Source organism: Rhodanobacter sp. DHB23, from assembly GCF_014842975.1.
Classification (GTDB): domain Bacteria; phylum Pseudomonadota; class Gammaproteobacteria; order Xanthomonadales; family Rhodanobacteraceae; genus Rhodanobacter_A.
Map to the genome: position 1 here is coordinate 227,823 of NZ_JACYXK010000029.1, position 17,424 is coordinate 245,246.

14 protein-coding genes are annotated in these 17,424 nt (G+C 69.5%); 8 read left to right on the top strand and 6 right to left on the bottom strand.

From position 1 onward, the window contains the following. The first annotated feature begins 60 nt into the window (after window positions 1–60). Complete coding sequence (locus IHE47_RS15850) at window positions 61–1,461, top strand: coniferyl aldehyde dehydrogenase (protein WP_192107623.1); 1,401 nt, start codon at window positions 61–63, stop codon at window positions 1,459–1,461. Window positions 1,462–1,539: 78 nt separating this feature from the next. Here the strand turns inward: IHE47_RS15850 and IHE47_RS15855 are convergent, their stop codons facing one another. Continuing rightward, a complete protein-coding gene (locus IHE47_RS15855; RefSeq protein ID WP_192107625.1) occupies window positions 1,540–3,048 on the bottom strand; it encodes an outer membrane protein transport protein in 1,509 nt (502 codons plus the stop codon). Window positions 3,049–3,232: 184 nt separating this feature from the next. On the opposite strand from IHE47_RS15855, the gene IHE47_RS15860 reads away from it, so the two are divergent. Both IHE47_RS15860 and IHE47_RS15865 read left to right on the top strand, forming a co-directional pair. Next, on the top strand, window positions 3,233–3,526 hold the full coding sequence (locus IHE47_RS15860) for a YcgL domain-containing protein (RefSeq protein WP_192107627.1): 294 nt from the start codon (window positions 3,233–3,235) through the stop codon (window positions 3,524–3,526). Between the two features lie 65 nt (window positions 3,527–3,591). Beyond that, window positions 3,592–7,074, top strand: a complete 3,483-nt coding sequence (locus IHE47_RS15865; RefSeq protein ID WP_192107629.1) for an ankyrin repeat domain-containing protein — start codon at window positions 3,592–3,594, stop codon at window positions 7,072–7,074. 92 nt (window positions 7,075–7,166) lie between these two features. Here IHE47_RS15865 and IHE47_RS15870 read toward each other — a convergent pair whose 3' ends face one another. Further along, window positions 7,167–8,237: a glycosyltransferase family 9 protein gene (locus IHE47_RS15870; protein ID WP_192107631.1), complete on the bottom strand. Its 1,071-nt coding sequence runs from the start codon at window positions 8,235–8,237 to the stop codon at window positions 7,167–7,169. 118 nt (window positions 8,238–8,355) lie between these two features. Further along, window positions 8,356–10,191 (bottom strand): monovalent cation:proton antiporter-2 (CPA2) family protein, encoded by a 1,836-nt coding sequence (locus IHE47_RS15875; RefSeq protein ID WP_192107633.1) that lies wholly within the window; start codon window positions 10,189–10,191, stop codon window positions 8,356–8,358. A gap of 225 nt (window positions 10,192–10,416) precedes the next feature. On the opposite strand from IHE47_RS15875, the gene IHE47_RS15880 reads away from it, so the two are divergent. Continuing rightward, on the top strand, window positions 10,417–11,199 hold the full coding sequence (locus IHE47_RS15880; protein ID WP_192107635.1) for a glutaminyl-peptide cyclotransferase: 783 nt from the start codon (window positions 10,417–10,419) through the stop codon (window positions 11,197–11,199). Between the two features lie 109 nt (window positions 11,200–11,308). On the opposite strand, the gene IHE47_RS15885 is transcribed toward IHE47_RS15880, so the two are convergent. Then, window positions 11,309–12,187 (bottom strand): LysR substrate-binding domain-containing protein, encoded by an 879-nt coding sequence (locus IHE47_RS15885; RefSeq protein ID WP_192107637.1) that lies wholly within the window; start codon window positions 12,185–12,187, stop codon window positions 11,309–11,311. 107 nt (window positions 12,188–12,294) lie between these two features. Here IHE47_RS15885 and IHE47_RS15890 point away from each other — a divergent pair, with 107 nt between their 5' ends. From IHE47_RS15890 to IHE47_RS15900, 3 genes are all read left to right on the top strand, one after another. Beyond that, window positions 12,295–12,621, top strand: a complete 327-nt coding sequence (locus IHE47_RS15890) for a carboxymuconolactone decarboxylase family protein (protein ID WP_192107639.1) — start codon at window positions 12,295–12,297, stop codon at window positions 12,619–12,621. After that, window positions 12,618–13,199 (top strand): DUF4865 family protein, encoded by a 582-nt coding sequence (locus tag IHE47_RS15895; RefSeq protein WP_192107641.1) that lies wholly within the window; start codon window positions 12,618–12,620, stop codon window positions 13,197–13,199. Before IHE47_RS15890 ends, IHE47_RS15895 begins: the two co-directional genes overlap by 4 nt. Window positions 13,200–13,305: 106 nt before the next feature. Next, a complete protein-coding gene (locus tag IHE47_RS15900; protein WP_192107642.1) occupies window positions 13,306–13,686 on the top strand; it encodes a tautomerase family protein in 381 nt (126 codons plus the stop codon). A gap of 6 nt (window positions 13,687–13,692) precedes the next feature. Here the strand turns inward: IHE47_RS15900 and IHE47_RS15905 are convergent, their stop codons facing one another. Beyond that, complete coding sequence (locus IHE47_RS15905; protein WP_192107644.1) at window positions 13,693–14,634, bottom strand: alpha/beta hydrolase; 942 nt, start codon at window positions 14,632–14,634, stop codon at window positions 13,693–13,695. A 166-nt stretch (window positions 14,635–14,800) separates the two neighbouring features. Between IHE47_RS15905 and IHE47_RS15910 the strand changes: the two genes are divergently transcribed. Further along, window positions 14,801–15,937 carry an acyltransferase gene (locus tag IHE47_RS15910; protein ID WP_192107646.1) on the top strand — a complete coding sequence of 379 codons (1,137 nt, stop codon included), beginning with the start codon at window positions 14,801–14,803 and terminating at the stop codon, window positions 15,935–15,937. 426 nt (window positions 15,938–16,363) lie between these two features. On the opposite strand, the gene hemB is transcribed toward IHE47_RS15910, so the two are convergent. Next, the gene (hemB, locus tag IHE47_RS15915; protein ID WP_192107648.1) at window positions 16,364–17,356 is read right to left on the bottom strand and encodes a porphobilinogen synthase; all 993 of its coding nucleotides are present in this window, start codon (window positions 17,354–17,356) and stop codon (window positions 16,364–16,366) included. Window positions 17,357–17,424: the final 68 nt, after the last annotated feature.

Here is a 17,424-nt window from a genome sequence, read left to right on the forward strand (position 1 = left end):
ACGACGCGCCGTGTAGGAGCGGCTTCGACCGCGAACCGCCCCATCCAAGGTTCGCCCAGCATGTCCGACCTCGATACCTCCCTGCGCCGCTTGCGCGAAGCGCAGGCCCGCGACCCGCTGCCGGACTGGCCCGCGCGCGCCACCCGCCTGCGTGCGCTGGAGCGCCTGCTGCACACGCATCGCGACGGCATGGCCGCGGCGATCCACGCCGACTTCGGCAACCGTCCCGCGGAAGAAACCGAGCTGCTGGAGATCTTCCCCAGCCTCTCGGCCGTGCGCCACGCCCTGCACCACGGCCGGCGCTGGATGCGGCCGAAGCGGCGCTTCGCCGACCTGCTGTTCCTGCCCGCGCGTACCGAACTGCGGCCGCAGCCGCTGGGCGTGGTGGGCATCATCGTGCCGTGGAACTACCCGCTCTACCTCGCGGTGGGGCCGCTGGTGGATGCGCTGGCCGCCGGCAACCGCGTGATGCTGAAGATGAGCGAATACACGCCGCGCTTCTCCGCCCTGTTCGCCGAACTCGTCGCCAGGTACTTCCGCAACGACGAGGTGCTGGTGGTCAACGGCGACGCCGCCGTCGGCCAGGCCTTCGCCGGGCTGCCTTTCGACCACCTGCTGTTCACCGGCTCCACCGCGGTGGGCCACCACGTGATGCGTGCGGCCGCGGCCAACCTGACGCCGGTGACGCTGGAGCTGGGCGGCAAGTCGCCCGCCATCCTCGGCCCCGGCGCGCGCATGGAGCATGCGGCCGAACGCATCGTGTTCGGCAAGCTGGTCAACGCGGGCCAGACCTGCATCGCGCCCGACTACGTGCTGCTGCCGCGCGCGCGCATGGACGAATTCGTCGCCGCGGCACGTGCGGCGGCCACGCGCCTGTATCCCGACCTCGCGCGCAATGCGCAATACGCCAGCATCGCCACCGACCGCCACTACGCGCGGCTCTCCGTGCTGCGCGACGACGCGAAGGCCGCCGGCGCCTCGATCGAACCACTGACCGATGCCGCGCCCGACGCCGCGCGCCGCCTGTTGCCGCCCGTGCTGATCGCCAACGTGCGCGACGACATGCCGGTGATGCAGGAAGAAATCTTCGGCCCGCTGCTGCCGCTGGTGCCTTACGACACGCTGGACGAGGCGATCGCCTTCATCGGCGCGCGCGCGCATCCGCTCGCGCTCTACCTGTTCGAGACGGACCGGTCGCTGATCGACCGCGTGCTCGTGCGCACCCACGCCGGCGGCGTCACCCTCAACGACACGCTCTACCACATCGCCCAGCACGGCCTGCCCTTCGGCGGCGTGGGCGCCTCGGGCATGGGCGGCTACCACGGCGAGGCCGGCTTCCGCACCTTCTCGCACGTGAAACCCGTGTTCCGCCAGGCGCGCTGGAACGGCGCCGGCCTGCTCAACCCGCCCTACGGCAAGCGCTTCCGGCAGATGCTGGGCGTGCTGCTCAAGCGCGGCTGAGGACCCGTGGCGCGCACATGAAAAAACCTCCCCGCTCACGCGGGGAGGTTTCCTGGCGAAGGCCCGATCGCGCGGCGGTCAGAACTTGTACTGCGCCGACAGGCTCAGCAGGTTGCCGTAGTCGTCGAAGCTGCCGGTGAGGATGTCGCCGGTGGAATCGACCGAGCCATTCATGCCGGCGTGGGCGACGAAGATGTGCGCATAGGCGGCGTTGATCTGGAAGTTCTCGGTCGCCTTGTAGCCGATGCCGAAGGTGACCATGTGGCGCGCCGCGTCAGGCACGCGCGGATCGCGGTTGTCGGCGTTCATCGGCGCCTGGTCGATGGCCACGCCGGCGCGCAGGGTCAGCTTGTCGGTGGCGTAGTACTCGCCGCCCACCGACACGTACCAGGTGTTGCGCCAGTTGAACGGCAACGTGGTGGTCGGCTGCGTCGGGTTGGCGTAGACCAGCGTGAGGTCGCGCATCACGCTCCACTGTGTCCACGACGCGTCCATGCCGATGCCGAACTGCGACTCCTGGTGCCAGTAGCTCAGGGTGGCGGTGGCCGGGTTGGTGAGGCGCGCCATGCCGCCGGTGTGCTGGAACGACGGGATGCTGCCCGCCGGCAACTGGCTCTCGACCAGGCTGTAACCGGCCGCGGCACCGCCGAGACTGAAGTTGGCGGTGCCATCGATGTCGTGCGTGATGCGCGAGCGGTAATCCAGCGCCACGCGATCGTTCGCGGTCGGCTTCCAGTACGCACCCAGCTGCCAGCCCCACGCCCAATTGCTGCCCTGGACGTTGGCATAGCCGTCCGAACCCTGCGGGAGCAGCGCGGCCACGCCCGCCGCCTGGGCCTGCGCTTCCGCGGCGATGGCTGCCGCCTCCGCCTGGGCCTGCGCCGCCGTGATCTGGCCCGCGGCAGCCGCCGCCTGAAGCTGCGCGATGCCCGCCGCCGCCTGCTGGCCGATGCCCTGCTGCACCTTCAGCCCGATGGCATTGAGGTTGATCGCATTGGTCAGCTGGGCATTGGTGCGCTCGGCGATGGCGCTGGCGCCGATACTCCACTGGTCGTTGATCTTGAACGAGGCGGACAGCGTGGAATCGTACGAGCGCAGCAGGGTCTTGATGGCGTCGTAGCGGCCCACCCAGTTGCTGTCGTATTCGGTCTGGAAGCCGTACGGCACGTCGAAGGCGACGCCAAGGTTGACGCGGTCGCTCACCTTGGTGGAAATCGCCAGCGCGGGCACCGGCAGCGTGGTGCCGGCGTCACCGCCGTTGCTGCCGCTGATCGGCTGGCCGATCGCGTTGCTGGCCGAACCGCTGAACTTGGCGCTGAAATTGACCGCGGTGATGTCGGCCTGCACATAGGTGCCGTCGAGGTCGCTCATCGCCGCCGGGTTGTTCTCCACCACCGACACGTCGCCGCCGGCCGTGGCGGAACCCGCGTAGGCGCGGCCCAAGCCCTGTGCGGTGTTCTCGTGCAACTGGAAGGCGCTGGCATGGGCCATGCCCGGCGCGACCAGGGCGACCGCAACGGCCGTGCTGAGCGCGGCAAGCGCCAGTGGACGGGTGGCGTTCGGGAGAAGACGGTTGGACTTGTGCATCACATGCTCCTGCATCATTGGAGTTGGGCGGTTCGCGTGCCGGACAGATCCCACACGAAATTCATACGGGCGTTTAACATCACTCCGCGGCACTGTGCCCGCTCGTCCCATGTGTTGCAAGTGCTGGCGCAGCAATCGCAGGGGATAATTCCCGGCTTCCGCCGTCGAACATCAGGGACACCCCATGCAGTGCTACGTCTACGCCAGCCGCCGCCAACCCGGCACCTACGTGTGGCTGGCCGAACGCGATGGTTTCGGCATCCTGCCCGAGCCCTTGCGCAACAGGCTGGGCGAACTGCGCTTCGCGCTGGAACTGCCACTGGATGCGCAACGACGCCTGCCGCGCGAGGACGCCGCGCAAGTGCTCGCGCACCTGCGCGGACAGGGCTGGCACCTGCAATTGCCGCCGGAGCATGCGTTGACCGGCGCGAGCCATCCCGCCTACGGCGCGACGCTGCGCGACACAACGCACGATTGAGCGCGCGGCCGACGCGTTAACGCGAGGTTACCGTCTGACCCCATCCCGATTCCTATACTGTGGGGATGACTCAAATCAAATCGCGCCGACGCCCTCCATTCCTGCAGGCCCTCGCCTGGTTCATTCCCGGCCTGCTCGCCGTGGCGCTGGCCGGCACGGTCGCCCACCCGCTCACGCTGATCCCCTTGCTGCTGGCGAACGCGCTGACGATGGCCGCGGTATGCCATGCGATCGGCTTCGAACCGGAACCCAGCTTCGCGCGCACCGTGCTGCGCCGGGGCGCCGCGCACCTGGTGATGCTCACCGCCTACGCGGTGATCGTGTTCGTGCTGGTGGCGTGGCCGATGCTCTCGCTCTCGCAGTCGCACAGCCTGTCCGCCACGCTGGCCCTGGTCGCCACCCTGGTGCTGGCGCTGGCCGTGCTGTGGCGGCCGTGGCCTGCGTTCGGGCTGGTGTTCGTGTGGGACGACGCCTACCCGGCGAAGCACGACGGCTCGTGGATCTTCACCGCCACGCTGCGCAGCCTGATGTTCGGCCGCCATCTCGCCCGCGAGGAACGCTTCTTCAGCCACTTCCTGCCCGCCGCGTTGGCCCTGCTGGCGATGACCTGGGGCGCCATTGCGCTGAGCGGCCTGTACGGCATGCTGCCGTCGGAGATCCGCATCGCCGCGCTGGCCCTGTATGGCGTGCTGGTGCTGCCGCTGGGCTGCCTGATCGTGGCCAACCGCACGCTGCGCACGCTGCTGTGCGCGCAGCATGACCGCCATCGCCGGCGCACCGAGCATGCCGATGCCATGATCGCCGCCGGGTCCGCCGCGCCGGCGGTCGCCGCGCCGTTGAGCGAACAGGAACGCACTGCCGGCACGCCGGAACAGGCCGCCGCCCTGCTCGCCGCCACCCGCGATGGCGACATCGAGCGCGCGCTGGCCCTGGTCGAGGCCGGCGCCGACCCGGCCACCGCGCCGCCCGCCGGCGACCGCGACCAGCGCCCCGTGCTGATGCTCGCCGCGCTGCTGCCCGACACCCGCCTGCTGCGCGCGCTGATCGCCAAGGGCGCGGACGTCGACCGCACCAGCGGTGGCCTCACCCCGCTGCTCGCCGCCACGCGCGACAGCCTGCACGGCCGCGCCGAAGCGGTGATGACCCTGCTCGCCAACGGCGCCAACCCGCTCGCCACCGATGCCGAAGGCCGTACCGCGCTGCACGGCGCGGTGCTGTGCGAGGAACCGATGGTGGCGGCGATGCTGCTGGACGCCGGCGCGCCGATCAACGCGCTGGACCGGGCCGGCGCCAGCCCGCTGGCGGCGGCCTGCCGCGCCGCCAACTGGACGCTGGCGAAGTTCCTGCTCGAACGCGGCGCCAAGCCCGCGCCCGCCAACGGCGAACCCGCGCTGGTGGCCGCCGCCGGCATCGCCGACGACGACACCGCCGGCGTGAAGCTGCTGCTCAAGCATCGCGCCGCGGTGAACGCGGTGGACGCGCGCCGGCGCAGCGCGCTGATCGCCGCCGCCGCCGAGGGCCACGAACAGATCGCCCGCGCGCTGTGCGCCGCCGGCGCCGACGCCACGCTGGCCGACCACCACGGCAGCACCGCACTGATGGAAGCGGCGCGCGCCGGCGCGGTGGGCATCGTGCAGCGGCTCGCGGAAACGCAGCCCGATGCACGCGCGCGCGACGGCCACGGCCGCGACGCACTCACCCTCGCCTGCCAGTCGCCGCGCGCGCACGCCGACACCGTGCGCGCCCTGCTCGCGCTGGGCGCCGAACCGAAGACGCCCGGCAGCGACGGCCGCAGCGCGCTCGACCACGCCGCCGCCACCGGCCGCTGGGACCTGGTCGCCCTGCTCGATCCGGAAACCCCGCTGCCGGCCAGTCTCGGCCAGGCCGTGCTGTCCAGCGGCGCCGACACCCCGGCGCACCTGCTCGACGCGCTGCGCTTCGGCCATTGGGCCATCGTCTCCGGCTTCGCCGCACGCGTGCGCGAGTGGCCGCAGGCGCAACTCGCCCAGCTCTATCTCGACCTGGCCCAGCCCGGCCAGAGCCAGGCGCGGCGCTGGCTGCTGGACCACGGCCTCGACGCCGAAGCGCGGCTCGCCGCACAGCAGCTCGACGACGAACACGGCGACGAGGACATGGTCGCCGACGGCGAAGGCAGTGCACTGCCGCCGCTGGGGCGCCGCCTGTTCGACGCCCTGCTGCTGCAGCTCCCCGCCGCCACCGAAGCCATGGAGGACCTGCTGCAGGCGGGTGCCACACCGGCCGGTGCCGGCCTGCTGGCGCAGGCACTGCAACGCCTCGGCGGCGCCACGCAGGGCGCGGCCCTGCCACTGGCGCTGCTGGAACGCGGCGCCGATCCATTCGGCCCCGACGCACGCGAGCGCACGCCGCTGCAGCTTGCCGCGGCGAACGGCCAGATCGAACTGCTGCAGGTCCTGCTCGCCCGCGGCGGCAACCCGAACTGCCGCGACCGCGACGGCCGCACGCCGCTGTTCGCCGCGCTGGAACATGGCGAGGCGGCGCTGCCGATGGTGCGCCTGCTGATCGCCCATGGCGCCGACGCCGAATCCGCCGATGCCAACGGCGAGACGCCGCTGGGCCTGGCACTGGAACATCCCGTCATCGAGCGCTGGCTGGACTGGGGCGCCTGGTCGCGCCCGCGCCGCCCGCTGCGCGCCGACGACCTGCCCGCGGCCGCGCAGGCCGGTGCGCTGACCGCCGTGCAGCGCCTGCTGGAACTCGGCTTCGCCGTCGACACCGTCGATGCGCACGGCGCCAGCGCGCTGCTGCATGCCTGCGGCGCCGGCCATGCCGGAATCGCCGCCGGCCTGCTCGATGCCGGCGCCGATCCCGTGCTTACCACTCCCAACGGCATCACCCCGCTGGCGGCCGCCGTGGCCGCGGGCCGCGAGAACACCGCGGCGCTGCTGCTGGAACGCAAGGCCGCGGTCGACCAGCGCCTGCCGAACCAGAGCACCGCGCTGATGGTGGCCGCCGCGATGGGCCGCGCCGAACTGGCCGAGGCGCTGCTCGCCGCCGGTGCCGACGTCGACGCTGTCGATGCGCAGGGCCACAGCGCATTGCACGCCGCCGCGCAGTACGGCTTCGAGCACAACGACAGCCTGCGCGCACGCCGCCTGCTCGACGTGCTGCTCAGGCACGGCGCCACCGTCGATCGCGCCGACAGCGAAGGCAAGACCGCGCTGCTGCTGCTGCTCGGCGCCTCGCAGCGCCCCGGCAGCGAATGCGACGCCACCCACCTCGGCGCACTGGTGCCCGTGCTGCTGGAAGCCGGCGCCGACGTGACGCATGCCGACCAGCGTGGCGTCACCGCCCTGCATGCCTGCGCCATGCACGCCCTGCTGGCGCCGGCCCGCGTGCTGCTGTCGCGCGGCGCCGACCGCGCCGCCGCCGATGCCTTCGGCCGCACCGCCGCCGACGTGGCACGCCAGCTCGGCTTCGTGGACATCGCCCACGAACTCGCCGTACGCACCAGTGCGATCCCCAGCGTGCGGCAGACCCTGCGGCAACCGGCGCAGCCGGCGGAGTGATGCCGGCGCCGGACCGGCCGATCGCGTAACGGCGCTCCGGGGACGCCCCGGACACCCGCGCTCCCGGGCGCCAACGGTCCCGCCGTAGCCGTTCAGGCCACCGCGCGCCAGTGCGCGTGGCGCAGCGGCAGGCCGCGCCACGCCGCGGCGACCTGCTCCACGGCGAGCCCATCCACCCGCGTGCCGTGCAGCGGGCCACCCAGCACCGTCACCACGCCACCGGGCGCGGCACGCGGCACCCGCTGCGCAGGCATGGCTGCACCGAACACGACCAGCGGACAACCCAGCGCAGCGGCGAGGTGCGCCGGCCCCGTATCCACCGACACCATGCTGTGCGCGCATGCCAGCAAGGCCTTCAGCCGCGCCAGCGGCAATTCGTCGGCGAGCGACACCACCGCCGCGTTGTCCGCGATGGCGCGGATGCCTTCCAGGTATCCGGCTTCGCGCGGGCAGCCGCACAGCAGCACCCGCGCCGAGGGCAGCGTCTCCAGGATCGTCCACGCCAGCGCCGCCCAATGCTGCAGCGGCCATGACCTGTCACCGTCCGCGGTCGCGCGCATACCATTCCAGCGCATGGCGTGCGTGCCGGCGGGCTGCAACAGCACCAGCGGCCGGCCATGCAGGCCGCGGCCCCGCAACCAGCCCTCGCAGTCGGCCCGTGCCGCCGTGTCCACCCGCAACTGCGGTGCGGCGCCGGGATCGACCGCCAAGGCGTTGCAGCGGCCGTGGAAGGCGGGTGGGGTGCTGTCGCCGAAGCGCAGCAGGTGGTCGACCCGATGCTCGTGTTCGCGCGGGGGCGTATCGGCCAGGTACGCGCGGTGCTCCGCCGGCACGCCCGCCAGCGTGAGCATGCTCCGGATCCGCAGCAGCGCACGTGGCTGCTGCTCGCACACGTAGACCGGCGCATCGCGCCGCCGGCGCAGCCAGCCGATCGCGCGCCAGCGCTCGCGGCTCAGTAGCAGCGGCCGGCGCGGCGCCCGCAGCGCGGACACGTCTGCCACTTCGAGCTGGTCCGCGTACAGCTCCCCCGGCCACCCGCCGATGGCGAACAGGTCGCAGGGTTCGTCGTAGCGCTGCTGCAACTTGTGCAGCAGCGGCTGCAGCGACACGGCGTCGTCGAGCCGGCCGAAGCGGATGACGAGAGGATGCGGGGCCTGGGGCATGCCCATCCGAACGCCCCGCAGCAGGCCCCGTTGACGGCAAGAACTTGCATGCCCGGGACCATCCCGCAGCCTGTCCGCGATCCCCCGGACAGCGCGGGACCGCGCGACGAACCGCCCTTCAGTCCGCGCTCGTCAACGGTGTGCTCGCGTCGCGCTCGCGCGCCTCGCGCGCCTCCGGCCCGTCGTCGGCCTCGAACAGCTTGTCGAGGTCGGCCAGCGCTTCCTTCGTGGTCTGCACCAGCTTGGCCTCGTCGTCGTAGACGAGGTACTGCATCTTGATCAGCTCGGCGTCCTGGCGGCGGAAACGTTCCACGCGGTCCATCGCGCGCTCAGGCGTCAGGCCCAGCGCGACCAGCGCCTGCTTGGTCATCTTGAGGCTGGAATAGAGCGTCTCGCGGATCGGTTCGTCGATGCCGAGATCCATCAAGCGCCATAAGTGCTGGCGGTTGCGTGCGCGCGCAACGATCTTCAGGTGCGGGTACATGCGTCGCACCACGCGCGCCACGTGCAGGCTGGATTCGGGGTCGTCGTTGGCCAGCACGAACACCTCGGCCTTGTCCGCCTGCGCGGCGCGCAGCAATTCGGGGCGCGCCGGATCGCCATAAAAGATGTCGCTGCCGCGGCCGAAGCGGCGGACCAGGTCCACCTGCTCGACCGAGTGGTCCAGCGCCACGAACGGGATGCCTTCCGCGCGCAGCACGCGCGACACGATCTGCCCCATGCGCCCGTAGCCCGCGATGATCACGCGCGGCGAGTGCGCCACGATGGTGTCGAAATCGCGCGCCGGCTTGCGCACCTTGTGCGCGCCCAGCAGCTTCGCCAGCGCCGCCACCAGCAACGGCGTCAGCGCCATCGACAAGGTGATCGCCAGCACCAGCAGGTTGTGCTGGCGCGCGCTGATCAGCTTCTGCTCGTCGGCCAGCTTGAGCACCACGAAGGCGAACTCGCCGCCGCAGGCCAGCAGTACCGCGAGGCGCAACGCGTCGCCGCGCTCCAGTCCGCCCACGATGCGCCCCAGCGGCCACAGCAGGGCGCCCTTCAGCAACAGCAACGCGGCCACCAGCAGCAACACCTGTACGGGCGAGCGCAACAGCAGCGAGATGTCCATCGACATGCCGACGCTGATGAAGAACAGGCCCAGCAACAGGCCCTTGAACGGCTCGATGTTGGATTCCAGCTCGTGGCGGTATTCCGAGTCGGCCAGCAGCACGCCGGCGAGGAAGGCGCCCAGCGTCACCGATACGCCGGCCACCTCCATCAGCAAGGCCACGCCCATCACCACCAGCAGCGCGGTGGCGGTGGACACCTCCACCGCATCCGCCTTCGCCACGAAGCGGAACACCGGGCGCAGCAGGTAGCGACCGCCCACCACCACCGCCACGATCACCCCCACCGTGCGCAACGCGCCGGTGAGGTCGAAGCCGTGGCCGGTGGTGCTGGCGAGGAACGGCACCGCGGCGATCAGCGGGATCGCCGCCAGGTCCTGGAACAGCAGGATCGCGAACGCCTGCCGCCCGTAGGCCGTGCCGGCCTCCTTGCGCTCGCCGAGTATCTGCAACCCGAAGGCGGTGGACGACAACGCCAGGCTGCCACCCACGATCAACGCCGCGCCCGGCGTGAAGCCCAGCAACCACCACGCGACCACCCCGATCACTGCACTGGTCGCCAGCACCTGCAGCAGGCCGGTGCCGAACACCGAGCGCCGCATCACCCACAGGCGCTGCGGCGACAGCTCCAGTCCGATCACGAACAGCATCAGCACCACGCCGAACTCGGAGATCGCGGCGATGCCGCCGTTGTCGGGCACCAGCCGCAACGCCTGCGGCCCGATCGCGACGCCGGCCAGCAGGTAGCCCAGCACCGCGCCAAGCTTGAAGCGCTTGGTCAGCGGTACCGCAATCACCGTGGCCAGCAGGAACACCACGGCCACCTGCAGGAAATGATGGCTGTCCACGTGCGCTCCGGTCCGTTTGCGAGGCCTGATTATTCCACGCTGGTTGCGTGGATGCCGGCGTGTCCGTGCCGCACGTTTTGCAATGGGTGCTTCGAGGCATGCCCAGCCCGTGGAAGGGCCAGGCGGCGAATCGCCCCGACGGAACGTGCGCCCGGCAATATGCTCCATCCACCATTCATCCCCGGTGCTGCCCCACGCCACCGGTCCATGGGATCATCCACGGCCATGAAAACCCTCGTCGCCATCGCCGCACTCGCCATCGCCCTGGTCGCCCCGCTGCATGCGCAGGACGACATCCCCGTCTACGGCTACCGCGTGGTGCACAGCTATCCGCACGACACCAAGGCCTATACCGAAGGCCTGCTTTACCTGGACGGCCATCTGTACGAGAGCACCGGCCAGGTCGGCGCCTCCAGCGTGCGCAAGGTGGACCTGCAGACCGGCAAGGTGCTGCAGTCCGCGCCGACGCCGTGGCCGGACTACGGCGAAGGCATCGCGGTGTGGAAGGACAAGCTGATCCAGCTCAGCTGGCAGAACCACGAAGGCTTCGTCTACGACCTCGCCACGCTGCAGCCGCAGACGCGCTTCCCCTATCCCGGCGAGGGCTGGGCGCTGACCAGCGACGGCAAGCGGCTCTACATGAGCGACGGCACGCCGACCATCCGCATCCTCGATCCCGACACGCTCAGGCAGGTCGGCCGGATCGACGTCACCGCCGACGGCCAGCCGCTAGCCAACCTCAACGAACTGGAGTGGGTGAAAGGCCAGCTCTACGCCAACGTCTGGCTCACCACGCGCATCGCGCGCATCGATCCGGCCAGCGGCAAGGTGGTCGGCTGGATCGACCTCGCCGGCCTCGTACCGCCGGCCGACACGCTGGCCGACCCCACCAACGACGTGCTCAACGGCATCGCCTACGACGCCCAGCACGATCGCCTGTTCGTCACCGGCAAGTGCTGGCCGAAGCTGTACGAGATCAGGCTGGTGCCGCCGAAGCACGGGCACTGAAAGCGCCACAGGCATGAATCCATCGTAGGAGCACCCTGTGCACGATGGCTTTTGGCCTGGATCGAAGCACCAGGGCATTCGCGCACAGGGTGCGCTCCTACGGAGACGATCAGCGCGCGGCCAGCTCGCGCAGGACGATGTCGGCCAGCTGCGCCACCGCCGCTGGCGGCTTCGCCTCGGCGCGATGCAACGCCAGCCCGAGCATGGGCAGCGCAGGCAGGCCGACCTGCTTTGCGCTCAACGCGCGGACGTTGTCCGGCAGGCCAAGCGTCGTGCGCACGCTCACACCCAGCCCCGCGCTCACCGCGGCCCAGGTGCCGGCGAGGCTGGCACTGCTGAAGGCGACCCGCCAGGCGATGCCGGCACGATCCAGCGCCTCGATCGCGGCGCTGCGCAGCAGGCAGGGCGACTCCAGCACCACCAGCGGCAAGGGTTCGCCGCGCCGATGCCGTTTCGCCGCCGGCGCATCGGCCGCGACGATCCAGCGCATCGGCCAGCGCCCCACGCGTTCCGCATGCGGGCTGCCCGTGCCGGCTTCCCACGCCAGCGCCAGGTCGAGCTTGCCCTTGTTCACGCCGTCGAGCAGTTCCGCGTTGCGTGCGATGCGCGCCTCGATGCGCAGCTTGGGGTGCGTCCGTGCGTAGCGGCCAAGCACCGCGGGCAGCAGGTTCTCGCCGAAGTCCTCCTGCATGCCCAGCCGCACGCGCCCCGTCAGCTCCACGCCGCGGATCGCCGCCGCGGCCTCGTCGTTCAATTCCAGCAGGCGCCGCGCGTAGCCCAGCATCGTCTCGCCCGCCTCGGTGAGCGTCATGCCGCGGCCGGCCTTGCGCAGCAACGGCATGCCGGCCTGCTGTTCCAGTTTCTTCAGCTGCGCGCTCACCGCCGAGGTGGACCGGTTCAGTCGCACGGCCGCCTGCGCGAAGCTGCCCAGCTCGATGCCGGTGGCGAAGCTGCGCAGCGTATCGATGTCGAAGTTGATGCGGGACATGCCAATGATCCTGTTTTTCGGGATCCTTAGTTCCAAACTTCCCGATTTTCAGGATCATCATCGATCGCTACCGTGGTTCCCGTCAAATGCCCACGGAGACTGCCAACATGGCCCACGACCCGCATTACGCCCGCAAGGGCATCGGCGACATCGCACCGAAACTGGCCGCCCTCACCGACGACGCGCTGTTCGCCGACGTCTGGGCGCGCCCGGAGCTCGGCCCGCGCGAACGCAGCATCGCCACGGTGGCGGCGCTGGTCGCCCTGAATCGCACCGAACAATTGCCGTTCCACCTCGGCCGGGCCCGCGACAATGGCATCGGCGACGATGAACTGGTCGAGCTGATCACCCATCTCGCGTTCTATGCCGGCTGGCCCTGCGCGTTCTCGGCCATCGGCGTGCTGCGCAAGCTGCAGGCGGAGCGTGCGCCATGATCGCGATGCAATACGCCATCACCCTGCCCGCCGACTACGACATGGCGGCCATCCGCCGCCGCATCGCCGACAAGGGCCACCTGCTGGACGGCTTCCCCGGCCTCGTGTTCAAGGCCTGGCTGTACGCCGCGCGCGACGACCGCGCGCTGCCCGTCCGCGACAATCTCTACGCACCGTTCTACCTGTGGCGCGACGGCGAAGGCATGAACGCCTTCCTCAACGGCGCCGGCTTCGCGGCGCTGTCGCACGATTTCGGCCGTCCTGCAGTGCGCACATGGATACCGTGGCAGGCCGAGGTGGCCGGCCACCTGCGCGGCGCGCTTTGCGCGACGCGCGAAATCCTGACCTTGCCCGGCCACGCCGACCTCGCGGAACGGCAAGACACGGAAGTCGCGCTGGCGCGCGCGGCCGTGGACGATGGCGCGCTCGCCGCGGTCACCGCCTGCAACCCGACCGACTGGGCGCTGCTGCGCTTCCGCCTGTGGCCAGGCCTGCCCCCCGGGCCCGCCCGCGAGGAACAGCAGCTCTACCGCGTCGGCCATGTCTCGCAAACCACTCCCGCCCTTGAACAGCCGTAGGAGCGCACCCTGTGCGCAACGGCCTCGATGCCTGACCGGAGCCAGAGCATTCGCGCACAAGGTGCTCCTACACCGCCCCCGCAACTGCCCTCATCGGAAAAATCCCATGCCCCTCGTCCGCATCTCCCTGCGCCGCGGCAAGTCCGCGGCCCATCTCGCCGCCCTGCGCAACGGCATCTACGCCGCCATGCGCGAGACCTTCAACGTGCCGGAGGACGACCGCTTCATCCTGCTCCACCAGCACGACGCCGAGGAGTTCGACTGCGACCCGAACTACCTCGGTATCGCGCGCAGCGACGACCTGGTGATCGTGCAGATCGCCTGCAACGACACGCGCACGGTGGCGCAGAAGCAGGCGTTCTACCGCCGCGTCGCCGGGAACCTCGCCGCCGATCCCGGCCTGCGTCCCGAGGACGTCTTCATCAACCTGCTGGAGACGGCGAAGGAGAACTGGTCGTTCGGCAACGGCATCGCGCAGTACGCGTGAGCACGCTCAGCGCGGCAACACGCCGATCGTGCGCATCCACGCATCCGCAAGATTCGTCCATGCGGTGATCGGCTTGTCCGTGTGCCGCACGCCGAAGGCGTGGCCGCCTTGCGCGTAGATGTGCATTTCCGTCGGCACATCGGCTGCTTTCAGCGCGGCGAAATACGTCAGCGCCTGCTGCACGCCATCCACGTCGTCGTCCTCGGCCTGCACGATGAAGGTGGGTGGCGTGTCGCGGGTAACCGGTACATTGGGATTCAACTTGCCATCATCGAGCGCGAGGTGCCCCGGGTAGATCGCCATCGCGAAATCCGGGCGCGCACTTTCCTTGTCCGCCGCGTCCACCGGCTTGTACAGGCGCTTGCCGAAGTGCGTGCTGATTTCCGCCACGAGGAAACCACCGGCGGAGAAGCCGACCACGCCGAGCTTGTGCGGATCGATGCTCCATTCCTTCGCATGCAGGCGCACCAGACCCATCGCGCGTTGCGCGTCCTCCAGCGCCATCGTCGGCACTTCGTAATCATCGGGGCGACACTTGCAGTGCCAGTCGTAAGGTGCGCCCGGCACGCGGTACTTCAGCAACACGCAGGTGATGCCGCGTGAGGTCAGCCAGTCGCAGATCTCGGTGCCTTCCAGATCCATGGCCAGCACTTCGAAGCCGCCACCCGGGAACACCACCACCGCGGCACCCGTGTTTTTCCCGCGTGGGGAATAGACCGTCATCGTGGGCTGCGATACGTTGGCCACCTCCAGCCATGGCTTGCCCGCGATCAGGTGCTCCTTGCGCAATGCCGCGTATTCCGGTCCCGGCATCGCCTTCATGTCGGGTGGCGTGCCCGGCCACAACGACAGCTGCACGTGGCCGGCCGAGGGTTGCCATGCCGCTTCCGCCGCATGCGTGCCCGCGCATGCGAGCAGCAGACCGAAGAACACTGGCCACGTTTTCATGCTGTCCCTTTCTGATAAGCAAACGGTGGAGATTCCGTGACGCGCCATTCTGCGACGCACGTCGGCGTGACCAAGGTCGCAATGATGGTTTTTTGCTGACATGTTGCCCCGCAAGAACTTGTAGCATCCAGGGTCCACTCCTCATCGGCCACCCAGCGCATTGCACATGGCAAGAGACTCCGCAGCCCCCGGGGCAAGCAAGGACCATTACCTCATCCTCGACGGGCTTCGCGGCGTCGCCTCCCTGATGGTGGTGCTGTTCCACATCTGCGAGGCGTACAGGCCGGACCATCCGCTGACGCAACCGATCAACCACGGCTACCTGGCGGTGGATTTCTTCTTCCTGCTGTCGGGCTTCGTGATCGCCTATGCCTACGACGACCGCTGGTCGACGCTGGGCACCTGGGATTTCTTCAAGCGCCGGCTGGTCCGCCTGCAGCCCATGGTGATCATGGGCACGACGATAGGCGCGCTGCTGTTCTACTTCCAGGCGGGCCCGGCGTTTCCGCTGATCGCCGCCACGCCGGTGTGGCAGCTGCTGCTGGTGATGCTGGTGGGCTGGACCCTGCTGCCGCTGCCGCCGGCCATGGACATCCGCGGCTGGAGCGAGATGCATCCGCTCGACGGCCCCGCGTGGTCGCTGTTCTTCGAGTACCTCGCCAACATCCTGTATGCCGTCGGCCTGCGCAGGCTGTCGAACCGCTGGCTGGGCGTGCTGGTCGCGCTGGCCGCCGCGTTCTTCGTGCAGCTCGCCGTGTTCGGCAAGCGCGGCGATGTGATCGGCGGCTGGGCCATCGATCCGGAGCAACTGCACATCGGTTTCGCCCGCCTGCTGTTCCCCTTCCTCGCCGGCATGCTGCTGATGCGGCTGGGCAGGCGCATCCAGGTCAAGCATGCCTTCGCGGCCTGCAGCCTGCTGCTGATCGTGGCGCTGGCGTTGCCCCGCTTCGGCGGCGCCGACCGGCTGTGGTTGAACGGCGTGTACGAGTCGCTGTGCGTGATCGCGGTGTTCCCGCTCATCGTGGCGATCGGCGCCGGCGCGCCCCGGGTCGACGGCCTGTCCACGCGCATCGCCGGGTTCTTCGGCGAGCTCTCCTACCCGCTCTACATCACGCACTACGGCCTGATCTACGTCTACACCGAATGGGTGGGCGAACACGAGGCGCTGCCCTTCGGCACGAAGTGCGCGGCGGGTGCTGCGGTCTTCGTCGCCAGCATCGCCATCGCGTTTGCGTGCCTGAAGCTGTACGACCTGCCGGTGCGGAAGTGGTTGGCGGGGAGGTTCTTGAAGCGCGCTACTTGATCGTAGGTAGCCTACTCAAAATCTGGTCTAACCACGCCCCATTTTCCACTCGAAAATCCATGGTAGTAGACCGCCTCTGGCCCGCTGTCGTGCTCATCTCCCAACAAGACGACAAACCGATCATCGCCAAATTCAATGGATAGCTGCGTCGAGTCCAGACGAACTGACGAAACATGGCGTGAGATTTGATCGCAGACCAAATTTCGGAACTGATCGTCCCCCACCCTGGACACAATCCCATTTGACGACACCTCCATAGTGTTCATCACATTCAGGCCCGGGCCATCGAACCACAATTGCAAGTAGTCCAACAGGAATGTCACAGCAGACAGATCGCGTCCAACCAACTCCTGAAGTGTTTCATGATCTCGAACCACCATCGATCCCTCATGCCACTCCGAAAGCATCATCACAAGTGAACTCGGCTCACTCCCCGCGCAACCACCTCGCCGCGTCCACCGCGAAGTAAGTGAGGATGGCGTCGGCGCCGGCGCGCTTGAAGGCGGTGAGGGTTTCCAGCACCACGGCCTTCTCGTCCAGCCAGCCGTTCTGCGCGGCGGCCTTGAGCATGGCGTACTCGCCGCTCACCTGGTACACGAAGGTGGGCATGCCGAAGGCGTCCTTCACCCGGCGCAGCACGTCGAGGTAGGGCAGGCCCGGCTTCACCATCACCGCGTCGGCGCCTTCCTGGATATCCAGTTCGACTTCGCGCAACGCTTCGTCGCTGTTGGCGACGTCCATCTGGTAGGTGTGCTTGTTGCCCTTGCCGAGGTTGGCCGACGAGCCCACCGCGTCGCGGAACGGGCCGTAGAAGCTGGACGCGTATTTCGCCGAGTAGGCGAGGATGCGCGTGTGGATGTAGCCGGCCTCCTCCAGCGCATCGCGGATCGCGCCGATGCGGCCGTCCATCATGTCCGAAGGCGCCACGAAGTCCATGCCGGCCTCGGCCTGCGCCAGCGACATCTTCACCAGCGCCTCGACGGTGGGCTCGTTCATCACGTAGCCGTGCGCGTCGATCAGCCCGTCCTGGCCGTGCGTGGTGTAGGGGTCGAGTGCCACGTCGCCGATCAGGCCCAGCCCGGGATATTCCGATTTCAAGGCACGCGTGGCGCGATGCATGAGATTGCCGGGGTTCCACGCCTCACGCGCGTCCTCGCTCTTCACGCCCTGCCCCGGCGAGGGGAACAGCGCCAGCGCGGGGATGCCCAGCCGCACGCATTCGCCGGCCAGCTTCAGCAGTTCGTCGATGGAGAGGCGATCCACGCCCGGCATCGAGGGCACCGGCTCGCGCCGGCCTTCACCCTCGATCACGAAGGCCACCATGATCAGGTCGCCGGGCAGCACGGTGTGCTCGCGCATCAGCGCGCGGGAGAAGGCGTCGCGACGCATGCGGCGGGGACGGATCGCGGGGTAGCTCATGGCATGGCCTTGTACGGGAATCCGCCCATTTTAGCGCCGCATGGCACGGATCCCGCCGCAGACCGCGA